This is a genomic window from Catenulispora pinistramenti (assembly GCF_018274385.1).
Classification (GTDB): Bacteria; Actinomycetota; Actinomycetes; order Streptomycetales; family Catenulisporaceae; genus Catenulispora; species Catenulispora pinistramenti.
On the sequence record NZ_JAAFYZ010000169.1, the window covers coordinates 1 to 24,642 of the forward strand.

17 protein-coding genes, 1 tRNA gene and 1 rRNA gene are annotated in these 24,642 nt (G+C 67.0%); 8 read left to right on the plus strand and 11 right to left on the minus strand.

The window, feature by feature from the left end; translation table 11 throughout:
- A partial coding sequence (locus KGQ19_RS34870) for a polysaccharide deacetylase family protein (RefSeq protein ID WP_212017289.1) occupies nucleotides 1–1,076 on the minus strand: 1,076 nt, incomplete at its 3' end.
- 122 nt (nucleotides 1,077–1,198) lie between these two features.
- On the opposite strand from KGQ19_RS34870, the gene KGQ19_RS34875 reads away from it, so the two are divergent.
- Nucleotides 1,199–2,584: a threonine/serine exporter family protein gene (locus KGQ19_RS34875; protein WP_212017291.1), complete on the plus strand. Its 1,386-nt coding sequence runs from the start codon at nucleotides 1,199–1,201 to the stop codon at nucleotides 2,582–2,584.
- A gap of 119 nt (nucleotides 2,585–2,703) precedes the next feature.
- On the opposite strand, the gene KGQ19_RS53070 is transcribed toward KGQ19_RS34875, so the two are convergent.
- The 3 genes from KGQ19_RS53070 to KGQ19_RS34890 all read right to left on the minus strand — a co-directional run bounded on the left by KGQ19_RS53070 (nucleotide 2,704) and on the right by KGQ19_RS34890 (nucleotide 10,185).
- Complete coding sequence (locus KGQ19_RS53070; RefSeq protein ID WP_194893703.1) at nucleotides 2,704–2,931, minus strand: DUF5302 domain-containing protein; 228 nt, start codon at nucleotides 2,929–2,931, stop codon at nucleotides 2,704–2,706.
- 917 nt (nucleotides 2,932–3,848) lie between these two features.
- Nucleotides 3,849–5,573 carry a preprotein translocase subunit SecA gene (locus KGQ19_RS34885; protein ID WP_212017293.1) on the minus strand — a complete coding sequence of 575 codons (1,725 nt, stop codon included), beginning with the start codon at nucleotides 5,571–5,573 and terminating at the stop codon, nucleotides 3,849–3,851.
- 28 nt (nucleotides 5,574–5,601) lie between these two features.
- The gene (locus KGQ19_RS34890) at nucleotides 5,602–10,185 is read right to left on the minus strand and encodes an RHS repeat-associated core domain-containing protein (protein WP_212017296.1); all 4,584 of its coding nucleotides are present in this window, start codon (nucleotides 10,183–10,185) and stop codon (nucleotides 5,602–5,604) included.
- Between the two features lie 979 nt (nucleotides 10,186–11,164).
- On the opposite strand from KGQ19_RS34890, the gene KGQ19_RS34895 reads away from it, so the two are divergent.
- From KGQ19_RS34895 to KGQ19_RS34905, 3 genes are all read left to right on the plus strand, one after another.
- Nucleotides 11,165–11,237: transfer RNA gene (locus tag KGQ19_RS34895), tRNA-Arg, on the plus strand.
- Between the two features lie 269 nt (nucleotides 11,238–11,506).
- Nucleotides 11,507–13,009, plus strand: a complete 1,503-nt coding sequence (locus tag KGQ19_RS34900) for a serine/threonine-protein kinase (protein WP_212017298.1) — start codon at nucleotides 11,507–11,509, stop codon at nucleotides 13,007–13,009.
- A 258-nt stretch (nucleotides 13,010–13,267) separates the two neighbouring features.
- Nucleotides 13,268–15,637, plus strand: a complete 2,370-nt coding sequence (locus KGQ19_RS34905; RefSeq protein WP_212017300.1) for a serine/threonine-protein kinase — start codon at nucleotides 13,268–13,270, stop codon at nucleotides 15,635–15,637.
- Between the two features lie 111 nt (nucleotides 15,638–15,748).
- Here the strand turns inward: KGQ19_RS34905 and KGQ19_RS34910 are convergent, their stop codons facing one another.
- Nucleotides 15,749–16,270 (minus strand): hypothetical protein, encoded by a 522-nt coding sequence (locus tag KGQ19_RS34910; protein ID WP_212017302.1) that lies wholly within the window; start codon nucleotides 16,268–16,270, stop codon nucleotides 15,749–15,751.
- Between the two features lie 248 nt (nucleotides 16,271–16,518).
- Between KGQ19_RS34910 and KGQ19_RS34915 the strand changes: the two genes are divergently transcribed.
- The gene (locus KGQ19_RS34915) at nucleotides 16,519–17,013 is read left to right on the plus strand and encodes a universal stress protein (RefSeq protein WP_212017304.1); all 495 of its coding nucleotides are present in this window, start codon (nucleotides 16,519–16,521) and stop codon (nucleotides 17,011–17,013) included.
- A 123-nt stretch (nucleotides 17,014–17,136) separates the two neighbouring features.
- On the opposite strand, the gene KGQ19_RS34920 is transcribed toward KGQ19_RS34915, so the two are convergent.
- The gene (locus KGQ19_RS34920) at nucleotides 17,137–17,670 is read right to left on the minus strand and encodes an RNA polymerase sigma factor (RefSeq protein ID WP_212017306.1); all 534 of its coding nucleotides are present in this window, start codon (nucleotides 17,668–17,670) and stop codon (nucleotides 17,137–17,139) included.
- A gap of 87 nt (nucleotides 17,671–17,757) precedes the next feature.
- Entirely contained in the window at nucleotides 17,758–18,423 is a 666-nt protein-coding gene (locus KGQ19_RS34925; RefSeq protein WP_212017308.1) for a rhomboid-like protein, read from the minus strand.
- A 120-nt stretch (nucleotides 18,424–18,543) separates the two neighbouring features.
- Here KGQ19_RS34925 and KGQ19_RS34930 point away from each other — a divergent pair, with 120 nt between their 5' ends.
- Nucleotides 18,544–19,425 carry a sigma-70 family RNA polymerase sigma factor gene (locus tag KGQ19_RS34930; protein ID WP_212017309.1) on the plus strand — a complete coding sequence of 294 codons (882 nt, stop codon included), beginning with the start codon at nucleotides 18,544–18,546 and terminating at the stop codon, nucleotides 19,423–19,425.
- Nucleotides 19,426–19,528: 103 nt separating this feature from the next.
- Here KGQ19_RS34930 and KGQ19_RS34935 read toward each other — a convergent pair whose 3' ends face one another.
- The 4 genes from KGQ19_RS34935 to KGQ19_RS34950 form a co-directional block, all read right to left on the minus strand.
- The gene (locus tag KGQ19_RS34935; RefSeq protein ID WP_212017311.1) at nucleotides 19,529–21,772 is read right to left on the minus strand and encodes an MMPL family transporter; all 2,244 of its coding nucleotides are present in this window, start codon (nucleotides 21,770–21,772) and stop codon (nucleotides 19,529–19,531) included.
- A 167-nt stretch (nucleotides 21,773–21,939) separates the two neighbouring features.
- The gene (locus KGQ19_RS34940) at nucleotides 21,940–22,725 is read right to left on the minus strand and encodes a sensor domain-containing protein (RefSeq protein WP_212017312.1); all 786 of its coding nucleotides are present in this window, start codon (nucleotides 22,723–22,725) and stop codon (nucleotides 21,940–21,942) included.
- On the minus strand, nucleotides 22,722–22,994 hold the full coding sequence (locus KGQ19_RS34945; protein WP_212017314.1) for a hypothetical protein: 273 nt from the start codon (nucleotides 22,992–22,994) through the stop codon (nucleotides 22,722–22,724). The genes KGQ19_RS34940 and KGQ19_RS34945 overlap by 4 nt, the downstream gene beginning before the upstream one ends.
- The gene (locus KGQ19_RS34950) at nucleotides 22,991–23,338 is read right to left on the minus strand and encodes an ArsR/SmtB family transcription factor (protein WP_368862206.1); all 348 of its coding nucleotides are present in this window, start codon (nucleotides 23,336–23,338) and stop codon (nucleotides 22,991–22,993) included. Before KGQ19_RS34950 ends, KGQ19_RS34945 begins: the two co-directional genes overlap by 4 nt.
- A gap of 115 nt (nucleotides 23,339–23,453) precedes the next feature.
- Between KGQ19_RS34950 and KGQ19_RS34955 the strand changes: the two genes are divergently transcribed.
- Nucleotides 23,454–23,642: a hypothetical protein gene (locus KGQ19_RS34955; RefSeq protein WP_212017318.1), complete on the plus strand. Its 189-nt coding sequence runs from the start codon at nucleotides 23,454–23,456 to the stop codon at nucleotides 23,640–23,642.
- Nucleotides 23,643–24,512: 870 nt separating this feature from the next.
- Nucleotides 24,513–24,642 (plus strand): 16S ribosomal RNA (locus KGQ19_RS34960); the annotation flags it as partial.

Sequence of the window (24,642 nt, forward strand, 5' to 3'; positions counted from 1 at the left end):
CCCTGCCCCTGCCCCTGCCCCTGCCCGTTGCCTGTCGTCTCCGCCGGCGGCCGGTTGAAGTACGACTGCCCGTTCCGCAGCTCGACGCCCTTCATCAGGGTGCTGACCGTGACGAACGTGTAGCCCTGCTGCTTGAGCCGCTGGATCACCGCGGGGACCGCGTCGACCGTGGTCTTGTGGATGTCGTGGGAGATGACGATCCGGCCCGGCTTGGCGTGGCTGACGATCTGGTCCGCGACCCGCGCCGGGTCCGGGTACTTCCAGTCCTCGGGGTCGACGCGCCACATGATGAACGGGAAGCCGCCGACCGCCCGCACGGTGTCGTTGACCGCGCCGTAGGGCGGCCGGACCAGGGTCGGGCGCGGTATGCCGGCCGCGGCTATGGCGTCGGCGGCGCGGTTGATCTCGTCCTGGACCGCGGCGGCGGGCAGCTTGGACAGGTCCTTGTGGTCCCAGGTGTGGTTGCCCACCTCGTTGCCCTCGGCGTACTCGCGGTGGACCAGGTCCGGGTACTTGACCGCCTGGTTGCCGAGCACGAAGAAGGTGGCCGGGACGTTCTGTGCCTTCAGCAGATCCAGCAGCCGGCCGGTGTCCGGACCGGGGCCGTCGTCGAAGGTGAGGGCTATGCACTTGGCGACGGAGCAGTCGACGTCGGAGTTCGTACGCGGCACGGCCGGCGGCTGGTAGCCGGGCGCGGTCGGGGTGGTGACGTTCGAGGACGGCGCGCCAGGGGCGGCGGGTGAGTTCGGGCTGCCGGGGGAGTCGGGGGAGCCGTTGGAAGAACTCGGCGGGGTGGTGCCGGTGCCGGTGTTCCCCGAGGATCCGGTTGATCCGGCCGAGCCGTTCGGGGAACCCTGGCTGTTCTGGCCGTCCGGACCGCTCGGACTGTCAGGGCCGGTACTCGTCCGCGACGGGGACGGTCTCGGGTCGGAGGTCGTCGCGGACGCGGACGCCGACCGCGTGCCGGAACTCCCACTGGCACACGCGGTGGCCGCCACCCCGACCGCGCCGAGGACGGCGACGGCGGCGAGGGCCTGCTTGCGGGCGGGGAACCGGGACACACGCGGGCGAATCATCAGACAATCATTCACTGTGGTCCCGGCTGTTCCAAAACCGCACTGGTCAACGTGCCGGGGCGAATCAGGGCCTCACAATGCGTGATCAACCGGATACCGGTCGGTTCGATATCTTTTCGTCCGTGCAATCCCACGAGCACCGCACCCGGATCCGAGCCGGCGCACCCGGCGTCCCCGGGCTGGAGGTACGGACCGTCGAACCGTCCTCGGCGGCCCGCGTCATCGATCTGGGCCTGCGGATCGGCGAACTGCTGCTGGCCAGCGGGGAGGGCAGCGAGGACGTCGAGGTCGCGATGGTCGGGATCACCGAGGCGTACGGGCTGTCGCGGTGCGAGACCAACGTCACCTTCACCGTGGTCACCCTCTCCTACCAGCCGAGCCTCACCGACGCCCCGCTCTCGCTGGAGCGGGTGGTGCGGCGGCGGACCGTGGACTACACGAGCCTGGCCGACCTGCACCGGCTGGCCGTGGACATCAGCGCGGGCGGGGTGACGCTGGAGGAGGCGTACGGCCGGCTGGCCGCGATCCGCCGGAACAAGTACCCGTACCCGCCGTGGGTGATCGTCGCCAGCCTCGGCGCCATCGCCGCCACCGCGGCCCTGCTGGTCGGCGGCGGCTACCTGGCCAGCCTGGTGGCGTTCGTCTGCGCCATCCTCGGGGACTGGCTGTACCGGCAGCTGGCGAAGACCGGCGTGCCGTCCTTCTACCTGTTGGCGGTGGCCGCGGTCCCCGGCGCGATCGCGGCGATCGCCCTGGACCGGCTCGGCGTGCACATCAACAGCACAGCGGTGGTGGTCGGCGGCGTGTTCACGGTGCTGCCCGGCCGCGCCCTGGTCGCGGCCATTCAAGACGGCCTGACAGGCTTCTACATCACCGCCTCCGCCCGCCTGCTGGAAGTGGTGTTCCTGGTCGCCGCCCTGGTCAGCGGGATCACGCTGGTCCTCAAGGTGGGCCGCCAGGTCGGCGCGAGCTTCATCGTGGACGAGCGCCTGGCCCCGGTCCGCATCGAACCGCAGATCGCCTTGGTGGCGGCCGGACTGGGAGTGTCGTTCGCGGTGGCGGTCCACACACCACGCCGCATACTGCCCTTCGCCGCCGTCGGCGCGGCGTTCACCTGGGCCGCGGCCACCTACCCGGCCCAGTGGGGCCTGTCCCCGGTGATCGCCACCGGACTGGCCGCGATGGCCGTCGGCCTGGTCGGCTCAATGGTGGCCCTCCGCAAACGCACATCCGCGCTGCCCTATGTGATCCCCGCGGTAGGGCCCCTGCTCCCAGGCTCCGCGGTCTACTTCGCCATGCTCCAGATCACCAGCGGCGACAGCCACCGCGGCGTTGCCTCCCTGGAGACCGCGATCTCCCTCGGCCTGGCCATCGGCGCCGGCGTCAGCCTCGGCGGCGAACTGGCGCACGTCCTGGGCCGCCTGACCGGCAGCAAAGAGCTGGTCTTGACCTTCCGCCGCAGCGCCGCCGCGGAACAAGAAGCGGGCCTACCACCCCAACAAGGCTGAGGGACACGACCGCAGTCCCTCGGTCATGTCCCTCAGCAGCTTGCGCGGTACCTCCAGCGGTACCTCTACCGGCGCTCTATACGCGGGCCAAACACCGCGCGTCCTACAGCGCCGGCGGGTCACCCGCCACTCTTACGCCGGAACTGCCGCTTGGCACCGGCCCGCCCATGCGCAGAGTGAATCTTCGAGTCCGAGCCCCCGGACCCGGCCGCCCGCGCCGCATTACCCCGCTTGGCCTCCAAAGCCTCCAAAAAACGCCGCTTCTGCTCGTCGGCGTCCGAAGCACCCTCCGGCCCACCCCCCGGCTCGCCGGGCTCCGACTGCGATCCCGCCGCGGTGGCATCCATACCGGCCTCCTGATGATGTGCGATGTGACGAAAGAGCTGTCCCCGCCAGCCTCCCACGACCACCGCGCCCGGCACCACACGGATAACACGCGTCCCCGGCACCGCCACACCGGGTAAGCTGTCTGCGCGACACGCCCTCGCGGGACGTGATGAAAATTCCGTCTCCGCATGTCACCGGGTCTAGCGTGCGAGAGCTAGAAACGTGATCATGAAGTTGTGGGGGCGCCGCAGGTCAAGGACGTGCGGTTAGATGTCAAACTTGGATTCATTCCATAGTCGCGATGGTTCCTCATGCTCCTGACGCTGCCGACGCGTTCGTCTAGCGCCAGAAATTCGTTGAGATCTTGTCCAGAGCCGTCGATCAGATCCTCGACGCTCGGTCCCAGATCGAGGGCGTTCCGGTAGTCGATGAGGTTGATGTTGCCCAGGCCCGATTCCCGAGCTCCGCAGGCCCCATACGACCGACCAGGTCGGCGAGGAAGAGATTGCGGTCCCGTTCCCCGTCGATCACTCTGCGGGACTTCTTGGCTTCGTGGTCTGTCACGTTCACTGCAGGCTCTATTGCGCACGAGGAGCGCTCTGGTTGCGACGCAGTGTATTTGTCGTATTGGTTGACTTCGCGCGAGCTTCGGACGCCGGGCTCAGCTGGCTTCACCCTTGCGGGTGACGGGGCGTCGACATGGTGTTTGCCAGTCCCACACCGGGGCGACCTGCACAGACGAGGCATTCGGCAGGAGCGGTCGCACAGGCCTACGCCCTGGCACACGGATACGGCGCTGCCGTCCACGCTGAACCGCTAGATGTCCCCGTGATTAGGGTCCGGTACCCTCGGGCCCCTGGGCCAGGTGCCGATCGGCGGTGAGGCGCCAGTCGCCGACAGTTGGAGTCTCGGGCCTGCGGCCGGGCTCCGGGCTGATCTATTCGCTGGCGAGAACGGATGCCACGTCGACTCGGAACAGGTGCCTTGTCGTCTCCCGCCGGATCTGCTCCATGGTCCGACGGAACTGCTCGGCGGTGCGGTTCCGGTATTCGTTGCAGTCGTCGGCGGCCCAGCAGGCGTTGAAGATCGCGTTCTGGAGGGTCAGGTACGCCGACCACAGCTCGTCGATGAAGCGGCGGGCGATGATCCTTGCGGCCGTGTCCAGCATGTCCTCGCCGACGGCCTGGGCCCGCCGGTCGAATGCCCCCATGGCGTCGGGAACGATCGCGTCGACACCAGTCTCGAAGTCGGCGACCCCCAGGTGGATCGGATACAGGCGACTCATCGCAGGGATCAGAACCCTGATGTTGTTCTCGGCGGCGGCCGCCTCGGTCCGTACCGCCGCCTCCACCATGGAGCGCATCATCGGCAGGAACTGCGGAGTCGCCAAAGTGGCCGCGCGCAGCGCGTCGATCTCTTGCCGAAACCCGGAGACCGCCCGTCGCCACCGGTCCACGCGCAGATAAGTCTTCTCCCGTTCCGAAAGGTCCGACCGTGGCTCGTCGCCGATCACGGCCAACCCGTAGAGCTCGTCGAATACCGATGCCGGGGCCGGCTGCCCGGCTGCCAGCCCGGACAAGGAGTTGTACAGACGGAGATACGCCGGGACATCGATGGTGGCGAGGGGCACTTCAAGCGGCGTGATCGCCAGTGTCTTCGCGGCCTCGATGGCCTGGCGCCGGCCGCCGGTGAATGCGTGGTCTGCCTGGATCCCGACGCCTTCCTGCAGAACAACCTTCCCGTCTACGACGCTGTAGTCGGCACCCTCGGTGTAGCAGTACTTGGCCCGAAGCGCCTCGATCAGATCACTTTCCAGCACCACAGCCTTCGGGTCGGACTCGTCGCCTATGCTCCAGTGCTCCGCCAGCCGTTGCTTTCCCACCGCTGTCAAAATCACGTCGCTACGATCCAGGCCCGCAATCGGTGACACGTAGAAGTGCTCAGAGCGTGACAGGGCCGCCGCGAACTCCGCCATGGCCTGAAAGCGCCGTTCGTCGACTTCCTCGTCGCGGTGCAGCAGCGCTACTTCCGCATCAGACTTTCCGATCAGGATTTCGTTCGCATCGGAGACGATCGCGAACCGCCGAGCGCGGGGGGAGTGGTCGCTAGGTCCGCCCACCTGCTCTGTCTTGAGGAAGTCGAGGCAGAAGGCCCCGTACGAGCCGCAGACGACCGCAGCCCCGAACCCACGCCGTCGATCCTGCGCCGTCGCGAGTTCGGAAAGGTGGCCGACTTCGACGCCCAGCGGTCGGAGCACCACGGCCAGATAGTTCGCTGCCCATCCTGCCTCTGTCTCACTGCCGAGAATTAGATGAACGCCACCTTCGGCTCCGCCAGACACGGCGTGCGCGTAGAGGGCGACAGCCATGGCTCCATTGGCATCGCGGTCTTCAACCTCGACGCCTCTACGCACGACTCCTCCGTGCCACAGAATCGCCGCCAGCGCCGGCACGGTCTCGCTGATCGGTTCTCCGAGACCGCGGCCGACCGACTCCAGTCCTACGGCGAAGACGTCCGCCAAGACAGCCCCCCGGTCCTCATCGGTCAGAAGCCGGTGGTGGAGCTCCTCCGTGACCGTCAGCAGGTCTGCATCGGACATGCGACGTGCCCAGGGCACTCGCGCGAGCGCGGACTGATACAGCATCTCGGAGCCTTGAGACATGGTGCGATCGTAGCCTCGTCCTTGTTGGTCACGGGCGCGGGCAGCCACCCGACGGCGACCCCGGTGGCGGCTTCTTGCGCGGATCCTCGATGCTCCAAGTGTCTTCCTTGGGGGGTGATGAGTGAGGGCCCTCATCACCGAGGACCATGTGGTGCCAGCCGGTACTCATGAGCGATGCGATCGCGTCCAACGAACGCCCGAGGCGCGACTTCTCCCAGATCAAGGGGCCGTCGGGAGGTATTTCGGCCGGGTTCCAGGCGTTGGCCTGCTTGTCGAACCACCCGAGGAACTCGTCATCGGGAAGGATGTCGTGCCCGGCCTCGGGCGAGTAGACCACTTGCGATCCGTCCGGCAGCACGCGGCCATAGACTGTGAAGATATCGGATTCGCCCCGCTTGCGACCGATCAGGCCTAATGGGTCGATCCAGGTGAGAGGGTTGGGGACGTAAGCGTGGTCGTTGGGGGATGCGGCAAGGCCGAGGGGGTCGGGCGTGAGGTAGCCGGCGGTGTCGGGGTCGTAGTAGCGGTGCAGGTTGTAGTGCAGGCCAGTCTCGGCATCGTGGTACTGCCCGGGGAAGCGAAGCGGGCAGTCGACGTCGGGGGCGGCGGTGGTGGCGACGGTGCGGCCCCACAGGCTGGTGGTGGTGTGCCACGCGATGCGGCCGTCGGGGGTGACCAGTTCAGTGGGCGTGCCGACCAGGTCGGTGATGATGGCGTGGAAGGCCTCGTCGATGGTGTCCTGGTCCGCTGCGGAGGCCCAGGTACGGCTGCGCTGGGCGGCGGGACGGAACGTACCGGGGTCGTAGTCCCAGGTCAGCGCGATGACCGTGCCGTCTTCGCGGGTGTGGTGTTGTTCGGCCAAGCGGGCGCCGTCCCAGGTGAAGACGACGCGTTCCAGGGTCGTACCGTCGGTGGCGTCGCTGCGGGTCTTGCCGGTGCGACGGCCCAGCGGGTCATAGGAGTATGTCCAGACGGTCCCGTCCGGGAGCACAGCCTCGGTCAGTTGGTCGTCGGCGTTCCAGGTGTAGGTCCATGTCTTGCGGCGGCCGTCCAGCGTGCGGCGGGTCTGTCGGGTCCGGCGTCCGGCATCGTCGTATTCGAAGTTGGTACGTCCGGCCCGCCGGACGAGGGTGCCGGTGGTGTGCCAGTCGCCGGACACGTCGTCGTGGCCGTCGGATCTCTGGGCATCGGCGAGATTGCCGACTGGGTCGTAGGCGTAGGTTTCGCTCCAGTCGGCAGCTTGGACTGCGGTGACGCGGCGAACCTGGTCGACGGTATAGCGGCGGGTTCCACGCAGCGTGTCGGTGACTTGTTCTGGGACACCATCTACGCGCCAGGTGTAATCCCGGCCGAGCAGCAACCGGTTTGCCGCGGCGGCGCCCACCTCGGAGTGCCCGTCGGTGCTGTCGAACCCGAAGGCTGAGGCTCGGTCACCAGTCCACAGCCCTTGTCTGGTCGGCCGGCTCGCGGCGTCGAATTCCTGGCCCAGCCATACGTTCGCGCCCCAGGTGCGTTCTGTTTCACGTCCGGCGATGTCGTGGGTGAAGGCCAGGCGTCCGGTGCCGGTATCCAAGGCTGCGGCCTGTCCGGCTGCGTCGAACCTCCAGTCGGAGACGGAGCCACCGGGGGTGGTGCGCCGTGTACGGCGCCCCGCCGCGTCGTAGCCGAACGTGCTGGTGAGACCATTGACGCTCTCGGCTGTGACACGACCCAGCAGGTCGTACCGATAGGTCACAGACGTACCCGGGCCCGCACCATCGACGAGCCGTCCGGCAGCATCGTAGCGATAGGTGAAGGTGCCTTCGGGGGCGCTTCGGCCCACAACACGACCGACCACATCGCGGTCCAGAGAGATCCGCTCACCCAGCCCTGTCGTGCGTCCGACAAGACGGCCGGCGACGTCGTGTTCGTAGGCGAGGGTACGGCCGATGAAGTCCGTCTCCGACTCCAACCGTCCGGCGGGATCGTAGTGGTACCGCCATGTTTCCCGACCGGGGTTGGTCACTTCGACGAGGCGTAGTTCCGTGTCATAGAGAAAGTCGTGGCGCAGCCCGTTCGGGTCAGTCCGGGCGATCGGACGCCCGAAGGGCCCAGGCTCGAACGCCGTTGTCGCACCGGTCGGGCCGGCGACGGACAACTGCCGTCCCTCGGCGTCATAGGACCAAGTTGTGCGCCCACCGTCGGGCCCTACGTACCAAGCCCTGTTGCCTTCCAGCGTCCAGCCGACCTCGGTGCGGGCACCGAGCGGATCGGTCACCGCCACCGTGCGGCCGAAATCGTCCCGCTCAACTCTGGTCACCGAACCGAGCGGATCCGTGGTTGCAATCGGCAACCCGGCGGCGTTCGTCTCGAACTGGACAGCCGACCCCAGTGGATCGGTGCCGCCGGTCGGCGCACCATTTTCCGCGTAGACGAACGTGTGGACGGCACCGGCCGGATCGGTTACGGCGGAGAGAGAGCCCCGCTCGTCATAGCTGCGGCGCCACACCCCGCCGTCTGGCTGACGCACGACAGTGATCTGATGGAACGCGTTGCGTTCGATCTGCGTCACTGTGCCGTCGGCAGCGATCATGCGGATGACATCTCCGTTGGCATCACGCTCGTAGGACGTCCTCGCCCCGAGCGGATCGACGCGGGACAGCAGATTCCCTTCCCGGTCGTGGCTGGTGACGGTCACGTTGCCGGCAGGGTCGACGACCGCGGCAATGTGGCCGTACTCGTCGTAGCGATAGGTCGTCTGATGGCCCAGTGAGTCGGTGAGGATGGTGCTGCGCTCGTCGTCCTGGTAGTCGAAGGACGCAGACAGGTAGCCTCCGTCTCCTTCACCACGGACGACTCGGCCGTCGGCACCGTACTCGTAGGAATAGCGGTAGCCCAGACGATCAACCCATGCGGTGATGCGGTCGGCATGATCCCATTCGTAGCCGTAAGGCAGTCCGGAGGAATTGACTACGCCGGTCAGACGGCCCTGCTCGTCATACTGGTACTGCTTGACCAAGACGCCGGTTGAATCGTCGGCGCCGAGCAGGCCGATCCCGGATACCCGCGGGCCGGCTCCAGTGAAGACGGTGTCGATGGTCAGGCGATAGGCGGCATGTTCCAGCCCGGTCGGGGTCCCGTGCGCGTCCCGCAGGATGCTGATGCGGTTCTCGTGGCGGTCGGTGATCGCCGTGAGATCCCGTATCCGACCGTTCTCCTCGCGGTAGTGGGTAACCGGGAAGTGCCAGGTGAAACCGGCCCACGGATCCGTAATCCTTATCTCGTCCGACCGGCGATCCCATATCAAGGGCCAACGCGCTCCGCGTAGGGGCAGGACTTGTTGATCGTCGTCCGGTAGGGGGTAGTGCAGGATCTGGCCGTCGTCCCCCGCGAAGTGGATCCCGGCATCGTTGATCGACAACCGTTGGTCGAGCGTGGAAGACCAGCCGGGACCGAACAGACGACCCGTGTCGTACCCGGAGGCGTACGCCCGCCGGAGCACCACCGGAAGAACGCCAGGCAGCTCGAGATCGACCTCAGCGGTGACCATCTGACCGGAGACCAGGTCGACAGGGTCACCACCGGTGCTGCACTTGCTCACTCCGTCGGCGCTGCGGGTTTCGGCACCGGTCGCTCCGGCCTCACCCTTAGCGTCTCGCTCAACGCTGCCGACTGCGTTGCGCTCCTCGCCTTCGGCTTCGCCGCCGAGCTTGCCCAGGATCTTGCCACCCACCGCGTCCAGAGCTCTGCCGCCGAGAAAGGTGGCGCCTAGCATTCCGGCGCCCATCAGAGCGTCGCCGAAGTGGCCTTGCATGGCGTCGCCGGCGACCTGCACTCCGGTGCCGGCAAGCGCGATCAGGTTGTCGGCTTCAGCCAGGCCTGCAGTAACGACATCCACGCCTGGTATCCAGGAGGTCGCGATGGCCAGCACGTCCAGGACCGGGGCTATGTCGCCGGCGATCTCGCCGATCTTTCCGCCCCACTTGGCCAGATCCGCACCGAGGTGTTGCCACCAGTGCTTGTTGTGGACGCCGTCGGACTGGGCGTGGTGGATCGCCTTCGCGCATTCCTTGGCCGCAGCGATGCGGTCGTCATGCGCCTGATGCGCCTGCGCGGTCAACGAAGCCATCTTTGCTTTGGCGTTGTCGAGGCTTTTCTGCGCGGCGTCGTGTGCAGTCTGCGCGTCGGTGACGGCCTGCGGATTGGGGTTGGTGGCATGGTTCTGCTGCGCGGTCTTCAGGTCGTCCGCGGCAGTGTCGGCATTGGTGGTGGTGCGCTGCAGATCAACCTGGGTGTCCTGAGCCTGACGCAACGCCGAGTCGGCCTTGCTCTGCGATGCCTGCAACTTGGGGGCGTAGGCGGATAGGGCGTCAGAGACCTCGCTGTAGGAGATGTACAGCTTCTGAAGCCGCCCCGGCAACGGCCCATAGTTCGACTTGAAGGCATTAGCAGTCTGGCCCACCCACGACAGGGCTGCAGTGTCGGATCCGAAGCTGTTCAGGCTCCGATACGCCGACTCCACATCGTGGGCGAAGTCGCCGAACTCCTTGGCCAAAGCTTGGACCGACTCCACCACGCCAGGCGTCGGGTCCCCGTCCAACCCGAGTATGTCCCAACCAGACGGACGCGCCATCAGTGAACCCCCCGTGCCTGGCTCTCAATCGCACGAGCCTGACAGAACTCTGCTATGCCTGCGATTGCCCACGGGAGTCTACCCAGATGGTCTACGCCCCGGTAACCCCTTTCATGGCCCGCCGCTACACACAGTTGTCGGGCTCAGGCGCTACAGCTCTGCGTCGAAGGACCAGGGAGTGGTTTACGGGCTTGCGCTGCTTACTCGTCGTAGACGCCAACGGCCTCGCGTACCTGTGGGCTAGGGGGCGGTCACAGATCTTGCGTGCATGGCCTCGTAGGAGGGGGGTGTCACGTAGCTTTCCTGGTCAACCAGCACGCTTGTGTTCTTCGAGGCTTCATCGACGTTAGTAGCTTCTTATGGTGGACCTTCAGCAGACGGCCCCGGCTGCTCGGCGCGGTCTGGGGCGGCGCCCTACGCGGAAAACACGTGCCACCACGACCTGTGGTCGGTCGACGGACGTGTAGCTGAGCGGACACCAACCGTGACTTCAATACCGCCGAACACCTGAGGCAGATCCCGCCCGGCACCGCGACCTTCGACCGTCTATGCGAATGCCGACCCGACTCGGAATCCCTCAACGCGGCCCTGGACGCCACCTGGCGTCATAAGAGGATCATCGCCTTCGGCGCAGAGCGCCAGACTCCGGTGGTGCTGGGCTTCGCGCAGAGCCAGAACGCCATCTCGCGCCGTGTCCACCTCAAACGGCTGGACCGAGAAGCCGCCCAGAAGGTGTAGCCCTCCGAACCGTCAAGCTGGCGTTCGGTAGCCGTGCTGGTGGAGCAGCGGGCCGGACTCACCTGGCAAACGAAGTTCAAGAACGCCGACGCCAACCTGTAAGCTGGTCGCAGCCTGTACCCGGGCCAGGATCGATCGCCACCTGACTCGCGGTTCGGCGCCGCAGTTCCGCTGACAACCAAGATCAAATTCGACAGGGCTCATGCCCGGCGAGTTTTCATCACGGTTTTCAGCACATCCCGCCCTCGTAGCTCAGGGGATAGAGCACCCGCCTCCTAAGCGGGGGGCCGTTGGTTCGAATCCAACCGGGGGCACACACGCTGACAAGCAGGGGAGCTCGTCGCCGGGCTCCCCTTTGGATCTTGTGCTCACCATATTGCTCACGAGCACCTCCAGGGTGGGGAGCCGCTGACGGCGCTCCCTGGGCATTTGGCCGAATTCGCACTGTGCCGACTGGTGCGCCGGTGGCGCGAACGATCCACCCGCGAAGTTCTCATCCGACCTGGCCGGTTCCCGCGCAGCGGCTCAAGCATGCCCCGCACCTGCCCTACCTGTTGATCGATGCAATCAGTACCCTGTAGACGTGGGTGTACACAAAGAGCTCGGCGGAAGCCAGCCTGTACAGCAGATCGGAAGCGGGCGGTATCTCCTCGTCCGGGAGATCGCGTCTGGTGGCATGGGCAGGGTTTGGGAGGGTCGGGACAGCCAGCTGGGTCGGGCGGTCGCGATCAAGGAGCTGTCGCTGGACTCGATCGCGGCCGTCGATCATGCGGAGTTCCTAGAACGGGCTGTGCAAGAGGGCCGCAATGCGGCGGCTCTTTCCGATCATCCCAACATCGTCACCATCTACGACGTTGTCGTCGAGGGTGGATCGCCCTGGACGGTCATGCAGTTCGTGCGTGGCCGGTCGCTGGGTGAGCTGTTGAAAGCCGGACCGCCTCCGGTGGAGGTTGTGGCCTCGATGGCCGGGCAGATGCTGTCGGCAATTCGCCACGTGCACAATGCCGGCATCGTCCATCGCGATATCAAGCCCCACAACATCATGATCAACGAGAGTGACGGCAGGGCGCTGCTGACAGATTTCGGGATCTCCAAGAACAAGCGCGACGTCAGCCTGACACATACCGGCTTCATCATAGGCTCCGCGCCGTACATGGCGCCCGAACGTCAGTTGGGACAGTCAGGTGACCCTGCCTCTGACCTGTTCAGCCTTGGTGTGACCTTGTTCGAAGCGCTGGAAGGGTACAAGCCCTTCGGCGGCGATTCTGAGACGGGGACCGTCACCGGGGTTCTGACCAGTCCGTTGCCTCAGATGCGGCGTGGTGGACGTCTGATACCGCTGGTCTATGCGTTGACTGAGAAGGATCCGCGTAGTCGGCCGACGGCGGAGCAGGCCATAGGCCTGCTTAACGGGGCGTCGGTCAACCCCGGTCCGGCACCGTTTCACCAGGACCTGATCACGGCTGGTGCGGCACCGATCGCCAGTGTGGGCACGGCTCTGAATTCGGGGGTGTTCGTCCCCGGCGATACTTTCCGTGGGCCTGGCGCCGGCAGGCGGAACAACAACAAGGGCCTGCTGGTCGCTGGTTCCGTTGCCGCCGTCGTATTGGCCGGCATCATAGGCGGCGCATACACGTACAGTTCACACGCCTCGGCGGCCGGCTCCACCGGCGGTACCTCTCCAACCGGCGTGGCCAGCTCCACCAACGGCATCTCCACAACCGGCGGGCCGTCGACCGGCAGCAGCTCGTCATCCGACAACTCGACAACCGGCAGCACCACCGGCGGCGGGCTCGGCGGCACCGATCCGGGCTGTCAGGCCGCGATGTCGGACGTCGACAGCGGTTCTCAGGGCCTGTCCAGCGCCGTCGGCAACCCGTCGGACGCAATCAACGCCCTCAAGGCCATCGGGACCAAGCTCGACACCGACTCGACCAAGTCCACCAACCCGGCCGCGGCGGCGGCGATCAAGAAGGTCGGCGACGATTACATCGCTATGGGGAACGCGGCGGGCTCTGGCTCGCAGCCAGACATCAACGCGATCCAGGCCGACGCCACCGCGATGGGCAGCGTCTGCGGCGGCTGAGGCTGCACACAACGGGCGGGCCAGGTACAGACGCCGCTCGGTCTAGTCCGTGCACGGCCGCACCGCCGGGCGCTCGGCTGAGACAGGGACCCCGATCTCCCGGCGCCCCAGTCTTCCGGGCCTGGCGTTTTGCTGTGCATCGAGATTCGTCGCCGGCCGGATCCCGCATCCGGATCGAGGCGCCCGGATCCGGCACCCGGATCCGCAGCGGCGGCTCGCCGCCCGCGCCGGTACTCAGCCAATAAGTATGCTGATCGCATGACGCGTCCGCTGCGTTCCACCGACCCGGCCAGTATCGGCGACTACGAACTGATCGGCAGGATCGGGGGTGGGGGTATGGGGGATGTGTTCCTCGGGCGGTCGCCGAGTGGGCGGTTGGCGGCTGTGAAGGTGGTGCGGGATCTGCTGGCCGATGATCCGCGGTTCCGGGTGCGGTTCGCGCGGGAGGTCGCCGCCGCGCGGTCTGTGAGCGGCGCGTATACGGCGGCCGTGCTGGATGCTGATCCTGATGCCGAGCGGCCGTGGCTGGCCACCGCCTATATCGACGGGCCGTCGTTGCTTGATCGGGTTGCCGAGCAGGGGCCGCTGAGTGTGCAGGAGACCCGGGCCCTGGGTGCGGGGCTGGCTGAGGCGCTGCGGGACATCCACCGGGCTGGGCTCGTGCACCGGGACCTGAAGCCGGGCAACGTGTTGCTGGCCGAGGACGGGCCGCGGCTGATCGACTTCGGCATCATCCGGGTGGAGGACGGCGCGGGACTCACCGAGACCGGCTACGTGCTCGGCAGCGCCGGATTCATGGCGCCCGAGCAGGCGTCCGGGGGCGAGGCCACCGCTGCGGCGGACATCTATGCGTTGGGTGCTGTGCTGACCTTCGCAGTGACCGGACACGGACCCTTCGGGGACGGTCCCACGCCGGGGGTGCTGCTCCGGCAGGCGTCCGGTGACCGGGACATAGCGGCCGTGCCCGAAGGGCTGCGCGATGTCGTCGCCCGCTGTTTGGACATCCTGCCCGGCGCGCGTCCTACTACGGGTTCCCTGCTACAGCTCCTCGGCGGGAACGCTATAGAGGACGCCGCAGTAGCAGACGCCGTAGTAGCAAAGGACAGCACCAAGCAGCGCACCAAAGTGCGCACTAAAGGGCACACCAAGTCGCCGGAGCCGGACAGGCTGCTCCGCGCCTCCTCCGCCGGCGCCCAGAACGCTGAGATCGCCGACGTCCCGACGACCGTCATGCGTTCCGAGCCCGGCAAGGGCGGGAAGAACACCAAGAACACCAAGAGCGCGAAGAGCGCGAAGAGCGCGAAGAACACGCAGAGCGCGAAGGCCTCGGCCACCTCCAAGGGACTCGGCAAGGCCGCGAAGCGGTCACAGCCGCAGCCACAGCCCATACCGACCCGCCGCAAATTCCTCTACCTCGGCGTGGCCGGGGTCGTGGTGGCCGGGTTCGGGTGGGGCGTTGCCGACAGGCCGCCCGGCGACACCAAGACGACCGGCGCCGAGAGCGACGGCAGCGGCGGCAGCGGCGACCAGCCCGGCATCCCCACCACGGAGTCCAGCGGCAACCTCGGCGGCCCGCTGAAGAAGCCGCTGTGGTCCCACACCAGTCTCTACGCCGACTTCCTCGCCCTATCCGGGAACACGCTTCTGGTCCAAGGCACCACCCTGACGGCCTTCGACCCGGGCACCGGCAACCAACTCTGGACGGCCCCTGACGGCTCCTACGGCGAGAGCAGCGACGGTACCCTCCCGGTCGTCGCGGACACCGCGTACGAGACCGCCCTCAGCGGCGGCGTGGCCGCGGTCGAGGTGAAGAAGGGCGTCCAGTCCTGGACCTCCCCCGTACCCGCCTCCTGGACCACCCGCGGCCTGATCGGTGCCTCCGCGGAGGTGGTCCTCGGATGGTCCTTCATCGACGTCAAACAGACCGACAGCAACGGCCTGTGGGGAGTCGACCCCTCGATGCACCTGGTGAGCTGGCAGACGCCGGTCGGCGCCATCGACGGCTCGCCCTATTACAGCGCCGACACCGGCCTCATCCTTCTGTCGCAGCCGCAGGACAACAAGCTGACGGCCTATTACGCGAACTCCGGCAAACCGGCATGGACCGCCAAGGACGGTTCCCAGTCCACCTACGCGGCGTTGGCCACCGGGATCACCAGCCACGGCGGGATCATCTATTGGGGAACCAACCGTCTCTACGCCTTCGACAAGAGCGGGAAACCGGTGTGGCCGGTCGGTATCTCCAACGGGTCGGGCGGTAATTTCCACACCGTCATCGCCGACGACGATGCCGTTTACGCGGCGGCCACTGGCGGATCGCTTGAGGACAGCAATGTGATCTGCGCCTATAAGGTCTCCGACGGAGCGCCCCTCTGGCAGTCGGCCTGGCCGAAGAGCGATTACCCCGACCCGGCGCTTGAGTGCCAACTGGCCTTGGGGGGCGGGAACCTCTACATCGCCGATCACGACACCGGCGCCCTGATCGCCCTGGATGCCAAGACCGGCAGGACCCTCTGGCAGTTCCGGGATCATGCCGCTAGTAAGGCCGACGCCTGGTCGGTCGTCGCCAACCCCCTTTATGTCTTCATCGGTTACGGCACCACGGTCCACGGGTTCGACGCCCACTGATCCCTAAGGCTGATCGCTAAGGCCGATCGCTAAGGCTGGCCCCTAAGGCTGATTCGTAAATAGCGATCTATTGATAGAGCCCCCGGCCGTTCGGGACCGGGGGCGGAAACGCTATAGCGGAACCGCGTTGTCCCAGCCTGTCAGGTCGTAGTTGAAGTAGGCGTTGGGGAAGAGGAGCTTCCCGTCGCCGAGACCGTTGAGCCCGCCAGAGCCGTCATAGGCCTTGAAGATCTGGATCGACCGGGTCAGACAGTTGTCCTCGAACAGGTTGTAGGTCCGCGCGAAGCCGGCCGTCACCGCCGACTCCGCGGCGTCCTGGTCGTCGGCCGCCGTGTTCGTGCAGCGGTAGCTCCGGTAGCCGCCGGAGTCGGTCGACGTCGCGAAGTCGTGCAGCATCTGCTGTTCCGGTCCGCGCTTCTGCCAGTTGTGGTCCTCCATCGTGGCCCCGTAGTCCCAGCTGCCGTCGGACCAGCGGAACGCCCAGCCGACGTGCCCGGCGGTCAGTGCACCCTTCGGGGCGTCGAACATGCAGACCCGGCCGGCCGGGGCTCCCGCGCTTCCGGCATCCGCCGCGGCGGCCGGGGCGAACGCGACGCCTGTGGTCACCGCGCTCGCGAGTGCGGCGAGGGCCACGGCTGCCGATCCTCTGTAGCGTCCTCTATAGCGAATCCTCATCCTGTCCTCCTGTGTCGGGGGATCCGGCGATCCCACCGACATCAACGCGTTGAGTAATGATGAGGATGCGGTGAGTGACTGCGTGGGATGGGTCACTCGGGGGCACCCGGCGCGTCATTCCGGTCTCGGGCAGTGGAATGATCTAAAGCGAGTCAGTGTTATGAACGCTTGACGTGACGACGAGGTCTCAACGAAGGAGAACCACCATGGCCGGCACCCTTCTCATCGCGTACGACGGCTCCGGGGACGCCAAGACCGCCCTGGACTACGCGGCCAAGACGTTCTCCGGTCGGGAGGCCGTCGTGCTGACGATCTGGGAGCCGCTGATGGCCCAGCTCGGCGTCGCCGAGGCGTTCGTCGGGGCCACCGTGACCGAAGAGGAAGAGGACGCCGTCGAGAAGGGCGCCCAGCAGGTCGCCGAGGACGGCGCGAAGCTCGCGAACGAGGCCGGTCTGAAGGCGACCGCCCGCTGGGAGTCCGAGGGCGCGCAGTCGGTCTGGCAGACCATCGAGCGGGTGGCCGACGAGTCCGACTCCGACTTGATCGTGACCGGCTCCCGGGGCCTGACCGGGCTGCACTCGCTGCTCGTCGGCAGCGTCTCGGCGAAGGTCCTGCGGCACGCGCAGCGCCCGGTGCTGGTCGTCCCCTCGGCGCACCTGGTCAAGGCCCGCAGCGAGTCGCCTGAGGACGCCGAGGCCTGATCCTTGGGTCTTCATCGCGAAGGTCTCCTCGCGAACAAGCGGCCGGTCGCTTCCAGAGCTCTGCGACCGGCCGCTTAATTGTGTGCGAACGCTATTGGGGTGAGCGCTATAGGGCCGGTGACGCTATGCGTTGCCGGCCCTCAGCCGTGCGGTGACCGCGCGCATCCCACGGCTCGCGGTGGACTTCACCGTCCCGCGGGTGATACCCAGCGTGCGCGCGATCTCTGCCTCCGTGAGGTCGGCCCAGAAGCGCAGCAGCAGGACTTCCCGCTGTCGGGTCGGGAGCGCCTTCACGGCCTCCATGACTTCGCGGTGTTCCAGCGGCAGCAGCGCCGTGATCTCGGCGGGCTCCACGTCCACGGTGTCCATGACGGCGTATTCCCGTTCGAGCTTGCGCCGCCGCTGCACCGACCGGGCGCGGTTCACCACGGCGGTGCGGAGGTAGGAGGAGGGGGCGGCGACGCTCTGCAACAGGTCGGGGCGGGACCAGAGTTTGACGAAAACCTCCTGCACGGCGTCCTCGGCGCTCGCGACGTCGCCGAGCAGCAGCACGGCGAGGCGGGTCAGCGGCAGCCGGTACCGGGCGTAGAGGTCGGCGACATCAATGGTGCCGCTTTGGCGGTGGCATTCCGGGGCGGACAGAACCATCGTGGTCATATATTCAGCCTCGCCGCCGGACGACTCCGCTGGTAGACGCCGATCGTCTATTCCACCCCCTCCCATAGTGGGGTGTGCACGTAAGCCCTATTGCGGAGTGGCTGGCACGGTGACCGGATCCCCGGTTATCCCTACCGGACTGCTCGCACGTCGCATCCGCAGCACTACAACGAGCCCCACAGAGAACGACAGCACATGCCCTATCGCCGTGTAGTCGCCATGGCCGATCCCCTCCAGCAGGCTCGGCGCGGCCCCGGCCAGACACAGGACCCACACCAGTCGCAGCCATAGCGGCCGCGCGGTGGCGATCGCGATCGTGAGCGCCGCTACCACCAGATACGAGGGCCCGGTGTCCCACATGTGCTCGTCGGACCAGGGCAGCGTGCCGTGGTGTATCCGCCACCAGACCAGGCCCTCGGTGAGCATGCTCACGCCGATGTGCACCCCGGCCAGCACCAGCACGGTTCTGCGCGCGCCCAACGCCGCGACCACGCTGAACAGCGACAGCGCGAAGAAGGGCCACACCCCCGCGGACTCCTGCGGTATGAAGGCCGACGCCACGAACGCCGCCACCGGGTGCCCGCCCGGCCGGATGTTCGCCAGGTTCGTCGAGCACCAGTCCATCAGCCGCCGCAGCTGATCCGGGCTGATCGTGTCCTCGACCACGGCGGCGACCGTCAGCGCGACCACGTACCAGAACGCGGGATCGCGTGTCAGTCGGGGCAGCAGGACGCGGAGTCGGGCGGCGGACAAGGGGACTCCCTTCTGAGAGCGGTACCCATCCTGCCAACACCACCGTCAACACCGCATAATCCTGTCGGCCGGTGTACCGGGCTTCATCGGGGTGGACACTGCTACCGAAGGGTGTGACAGATGGCCGACGAGGATCTTCTCGCCGAGCGGTTCCAGGCGCATCGGCCCAGGTTGCGGGCGGTGGCCTACCGGATGCTGGGGTCCCTCAGCGAGTCCGATGACGCCCTACAGGAGACGTGGCTGCGGGTCAGCCGCGCCGAGACCGACGAGGTGCGTGATTTCCAGGCGTGGCTGACCACGATCGTCGGCCGGGTGTGCCTGACCATGCTGCGGTCGCGGCAGCAACGCCGTGAGGACTCTCTGGAGATCCACATCCCGGATCCCGTGGTGTGCGCCGAGGACGACACCAATCCGGAGACCGCCGCCCTGACCGCGGACTCGGTCGGGCTGGCGATGATGATCGTCCTGGAGACGCTCGCGCCCGCGGAGCGCTTCGCCTTCGTCCTGCACGACATGTTCGCGGTGCCGTTCGAGGACATCGCGGAGGACCTGGAGAAGTTGCCGGCCGCGGTCCGTCAGCTCGCCAGCCGGGCCCGGCGGCGGGTCGAGGGCCGGGCGCCGGTCCCCGATCCGGACCTCGCGGTGCAGCGCACGGCCGTCGACGCGTTCTTCGCAGCCGCCAGGAACGGCGATTTCGAGGCGCTGGTCGCGGTCCTGCACCCGGATGTGGTGCTGCGCGCCGACGGCGGCGTGCTGCGGGCCGGCCAGTCCGTGATGCTGTCCGGGGCCCAGACCGTTGCCTCGCAGGCGCAGCTGGCGCGGACCCTGGCGCCGTACGTCCAGCGGGTCCTCATCAACGGCACGCCGGGCGCGTTCGTGGTCAAGGACGGCCAGCCGATCTCGCTGATGTCCTTCGACGTCGTGGCCGGCAAGGTGGTGTCGATCCAGGTGATCCTCGATCCCGAGCGGCTGGACGAGGTGGCCCGGCTGTTGGCGGCGTAGTCCGCGCGGACGCGCCGCGGCGCCGGAACCACCCCTGTGGGTTCCGGCGCCGCGGTTTCTCTTTAGTGCTTGCTTCTCTATTACGTTCGTTCCGGGGACTTCGTTATGCGGTCGGCACCTTGTGGCGGCCGTACGCCGGCGCGGCTGCCGGCGCCGGTGCCGCCGACTTCTCCATCGCCAGACCCGGCACCCACCGGAGCGCACGCGGCAGCTCCCAGTTCCGCTCGCCCAGCAGGCTCATGATCGCCGGCACCAGCAGGCCGCGCACCAGCGTGGCGTCGATCGCCACCGCGACCGCCATGCCGACGCCGACCATCTTCATCGGCGCGAAGGGCATGAAGGCGAACAGCGAGAACACCGCCACCATGATCAGCGCCGCGCTGCTCACCACGCCCGAGGAGGAGCTGACGCCCCGGACCACGGCCTGCTTCGTCGACGCGCCGCGCAGTCGCAACTCCCGGACCCGGCTGAGGATGAACACGTGGTAGTCCATGGACAGCCCGAACAGGATCACGAACATGAAGAGCGGGAGCCAGGAGATCACCGCGCCGTAGGACTGGAAGCCGAGCTGCTTCTCCAGGTGCCCGTCCTGGAAGATCCACTTCACCACGCCGTAGGAGGCGCCGACCGACAGCAGGTTCACCGCGATAGCGGTCAGCGGGATCGCCAGGGAACGGAACGCCGCCACCATCAGCACGAAGGCGAGCAGGAGGACGAAGCCGATGACGATCGGGGTCCGGCTGCTCAGCTGGCCGCCGAAGTCGGCCTGGCCGGCCGCCTGGCCGCCGACGTTGTACTCGATGCCGGAGACGTGGCCGAGGGTGGCCGGCAGCACCTGGGAGCGCAGGTTCTTGAGCGCCGCCGCCGAGGCGCTGTCCGCGCCGTCGCCGGCCAGCGGGACCGAGATCGCCTCATAGCTGCCGTCGGCGCTCGTCTCGGTGGTCACCTGGGCGCCGTTGGGGAGCATCCGCTCCATCGCCGCGACCGCGCCGGTGAACTCAGAGCCCTTCAGCACCCGCGGGTCGCCGTGCACCATCAGCTGCGCCGGAGCGGGTCCGCCCGGGAACGCCGTCTGCATGCGCTCCAGGGTCTGGCTGATCGGCTTGCCGTAGGTGATGGCGACACCCCCGGAGTCCTTGGCCTTCAGCCCCATGCCGGTCACTGCCAGGGCGAGCAGGGCGAGGAACGCGGGGGTACCCCACAGCAGCGGGCGCTTCACCACGTTGCGGACCAGGAAGTTCCAGAACCGGGACTCCTTCGCCACGGTGCGGCGCTTGCCCACGAACGGCACCCGCCCCTTGTCGAGCTTGTCGCCGAGCCAGGACAACATCGCCGGGACCACCGTGACCGAGCCCAGCATCGCCATACCGACCACCAGGATGGTGCCGACGGACCAGCCGGAGAACGCGTCCATCTGGGTGAAGAACAGACCGCCGAGGCAGGCCATCACCGTCAGGCCGGAGACCACGATCGACCGGCCCGAGGTGCTCGCCGCGATCCGTAGTGCCTCGCGGGGCGACTTGCCCAGGGCGCGCTCCTCGCGTTCGCGGCGGATGTAGAACAGCGAGTAGTCGACCCCGACGGCCATCCCGATGAGCAGCACCACCGAGGACGTGCTGTCGCTGATCGGCACCCAGTGGCCCGGGATGGACATCAGCGAGATCCCCGCGACCACCGCGGTCAGCGCCAAGAGCAGCGGGATCGACGCGGCGACCAGCGCGCCGAACACGAGGAGCAGCAGGACCAGGGTGACCGGCACCGAGCTGAACTCCGCGCGCTGCAGGCCCGTGGAGATGATGTCGTTGACCGTCTTGTCGACCGAGGCCGAGCCGGCCTCCTCCACCCGTAGCCCGGGATGTGCCGCCTGGATCTGCGCGACGGTCGCCAGCGGCTTGGCGACGGTCTTGTCGGCGTCGTCCTTGTTCCCGGCGACCACGAAGGTGACCAGCGCCGAGCGTCCGTCCTTGGAGACCAGTGCCTTGGTCTCTGTGGCATTGTCCAAAGGAGACCGGACCTGAGCCGCGGAGCCGGGAATCGCGCGGAGCGCGGCGGCGACGTCCGAGACCCCGCTGCGGAAGTCCGGGTCGGTCGCGAAGGACGTTCCCGACTTGCTCTGTACGAGCACGCTCTCCGTCTCCTGGGAGATCCCGGAGACGTCGAGAGCACGCTCCGCCCGGCCGGCTTCACCGGGGTCGTAAGCCGTCTTCTTCGTGCCGGAGGCCATTCCGCCGATCACCACCGCGGCGATGATCAGGACCAGCCAGCCGATGACCGTGGTCTTCCGGTGGCGGGCACTCCAGCCCGCTACCCGTTCCACCACAGGCGGGCGTGCTGTTAGCGTGGACATGAGAGATCCCCTCCATGGCTGAGCCATCGATGTGTGAGAGCTGACGTGACTTGGTGGCGTGGGTCTTGCCTGGCCGGGCGGATGCTGCAACATCTGCCCGGCCCGCTTTGTCTTGCGAGTGGTGCGCTATTACCCGCGGTATGTGAGAGCCGCTATAGCGGTGGTCCTCAGGTATGCGTCGCGGTGTTCAGCGGTCCGGGGGTCTCCAGGACCCGGCGCGCGGAGGCCAGCGGGTCACGCGCGGCGATCACACTGCGCGTGGTGTCCGCGTGGAGGCGCGCGGTGGCGACCAGGACGTAGTTCCAGGCGAGCAACAGGACCAGGGCGGCGACTGCTGCAACAGTCGCGGACAGGTCGCTGCCGATCCAGAACCCGATGGAGTCCTTGCCGTGGGGGCCGTTCGGGAAGTAGCCGTATTCCAGGCCGTGCCAGTGCTGGCCGTTGAAGCCTCTGGGGATGTAGCGGTACCAGACCGGGACGGTGACGCCGGCCAGGAACGCCACCCAGATCACCCAGACGATCGTGTCCAGGAGGAACAGGGGGAGGGCCAGCAGTGTGAAATGCGCCAGACCACGCTTGGTGATCCGGTCCCGCCACACTGCCTTGAGCGTCGGGAAGAAACCTTCCGCCGTCTCCATCGGCGGCAGCGGGGGAAGTCCCTCGGGAACCACCGCACGGGCCCGGCCGCGTTCCAACACGACACAGCCGCGGATGAAGTAGCCGGTGCCGATCAGCAGTGGCAGACCGGCCCAGATGATCACCAGTGCCGCGGACGTGATGGTGATGCTCGTGACGATGCAGAACAGCGCGAGCCCGATGACGATCGAGCTGAACAGGTACCAGGCCGACGCCCAGACCCCGCCTGAGAACAACATGCGGACCGGATTGCGGTGCATCCGTAGCCGCGTCCATATAGGAGTCCCGTATAGAGAGGCCATCTCCTCGGTGTTCACTCGACGCTCCTGAGCATCCGCTCGATCTCGTCGACCTTCATGCCCAGCGTCTGGAGCTCGGTGAGCAGCTGGTCCTGCTTCTGCACCGCCTCCTCCGCGAGCTTGCGGTACGCGGCGAACGCGACAGCGTCGGCGCGGTGCTTCTGCAACTGGAAGAACGACACGATGCTCACGGCGATCGCCGTGAAGATGATCCCGACGATCACAATCGCGATGATTCCACCGTTCGAACCGCCGCCGCCGCTGGCGAGCACGACTCCCGTAGTCATCCCTTTCCACCCTTCGTGTTCGCGTCCGGCGCGGACTCCGCGTCCCGGGCCACTGTCTCGGCGATCGTTTCGGCGTCGAGCTTCAGCGTGAACGGCTTGAGCTCGAAGTACTTCATGGCCTTGCCGTCCTCGGACAGCTCCAGCCGGCCCTCGACCAGACCGGCCGTCTCAAGCCGCTCCAAGTGCATGTAGAGCAGCGGGCGCGACAGCCCCAGCCGCCGGGCCAGTTCGCTGACATGAAGCCGGTTCCCCTCCTGGGCCGAGCGGTACAACTCTGCGACGATGCGCAGCCGCTGGGCGTGGCCCACGGCGCCCAGCTTCGCGAGCAGTTCCTCGGTGTTCAGGGCCGCCTCCTCGTTCCGCTATCACCTGTAAGCCGAGACTGACAGGTGGCCATCCGGACTGTCAAGTGTCCGGACGACAGCCCGCAGTCCCCCGCTCTGCCCTACACTGGTCGGCATGAGCGAGAACTCGGGCTGGGACGCGGACGAGCGCGTCGTGGACTGGGACGAGCTGTTCGGGGACGTGCTTCCCGAGCAGACCATGGACGATCTCGGCGATCGAGACCCTTCCTCGACCTCCGCCGCCGGCGACACCGCCCGGCTGATGGAGTTGCTGGCGGACCGGCCGCCGCACTACGAGGACTGAACCGACCGACAGCTCTCAGATCAGGACGGCTCTCAGATCCACACAGCCGCTGGATCCACACAGCCGCTGGATCCACACAGCCGCTGGATCCACACAGCCGTCAGATCAACACAGCGGTCAGATCAACACTGACCTGCCCGGGATCAGGGAGCTTGACACCGGCCCGGACGCAGACTAAGTTTTCACGACGTTGCCCCTTCGGGACGCGCCGCGCAAGCGGGCGATCACCCGGGGTGATCTTCAGCGAGAGCCCAATTCGAACGTCCAGTCGTCGCTTGTCGGCCTTTTTCCGGTCTGCTGGCGTCGGCCGCGTCGTGGTCTCTTGGTGTCGGGACATTGGATATCTCTTCCAAACGGCCGGCGAACGGCCGATTTGGAGCGGGAAACAAGTACCGATACAGTTCTGGAGCACCGCAGCGGAACGCGAGTTCCGAGGCGGAGGCGAAGGCCAGGTGGAAGCGCAAGACGCGGAAACGATCTGCTAAGATCGAGAATGCGGAAGGCGAGAGAAACCAGCCGGAAGTGAAAAGCAAGAAATTGCAAGAGTCGCGGCGGATCTGCTAAGATCTAAAGCGAAGCAAGACAAAAGAAAAACAAAGCAAGACCTGACAACGCCGGGTCGCAGCCGATCAGAACGAAGGTTCTGAGACGAGTGGTTCGGGCGTCTGTTACTTGAGAACTCAACAGTGTGCCGATTAAATTCGATGCCATGCGACCTCGGTCCTGCGCTCTTCACTGAGCGATGGTCCGAGCGTCATTTAACACATGGTTGGTAGACGCTCCCGACCCCCGTCGGGATGTCGGTCTACTCGCCAGGTGACTCTTCTGACACCTCATGCCGACCTTATTCCGGTCGGCTGGTGATATTCATCGATGGAGAGTTTGATCCTGGCTCAGGACGAACGCTGGCGGCGTGCTTAACACATGCAAGTCGAACGGTGAACCGCTTTCGGGCGGGAATCAGTGGCGAACGGGTGAGTAACACGTGGGTAACCTGCCC

Bases quoted from the DNA above. Each gene is read 5' to 3' on its own strand.
- KGQ19_RS53070 (WP_194893703.1), bottom strand. From the start codon at position 2,931: ATGGATGCCACCGCGGCGGGATCGCAGTCGGAGCCCGGCGAGCCGGGG.
- KGQ19_RS34885 (WP_212017293.1), bottom strand. From the start codon at position 5,573: ATGTCTCAAGGCTCCGAGATGCTGTATCAGTCCGCGCTCGCGCGAGTG.
- KGQ19_RS34890 (WP_212017296.1), bottom strand. From the start codon at position 10,185: ATGGCGCGTCCGTCTGGTTGGGACATACTCGGGTTGGACGGGGACCCG.
- KGQ19_RS34905 (WP_212017300.1), top strand. From the start codon at position 13,268: ATGACGCGTCCGCTGCGTTCCACCGACCCGGCCAGTATCGGCGACTAC.
- KGQ19_RS34915 (WP_212017304.1), top strand. From the start codon at position 16,519: ATGGCCGGCACCCTTCTCATCGCGTACGACGGCTCCGGGGACGCCAAG.
- KGQ19_RS34920 (WP_212017306.1), bottom strand. From the start codon at position 17,670: ATGACCACGATGGTTCTGTCCGCCCCGGAATGCCACCGCCAAAGCGGC.
- KGQ19_RS34930 (WP_212017309.1), top strand. From the start codon at position 18,544: ATGGCCGACGAGGATCTTCTCGCCGAGCGGTTCCAGGCGCATCGGCCC.
- KGQ19_RS34935 (WP_212017311.1), bottom strand. From the start codon at position 21,772: ATGTCCACGCTAACAGCACGCCCGCCTGTGGTGGAACGGGTAGCGGGC.
- KGQ19_RS34945 (WP_212017314.1), bottom strand. From the start codon at position 22,994: ATGACTACGGGAGTCGTGCTCGCCAGCGGCGGCGGCGGTTCGAACGGT.
- KGQ19_RS34955 (WP_212017318.1), top strand. From the start codon at position 23,454: ATGAGCGAGAACTCGGGCTGGGACGCGGACGAGCGCGTCGTGGACTGG.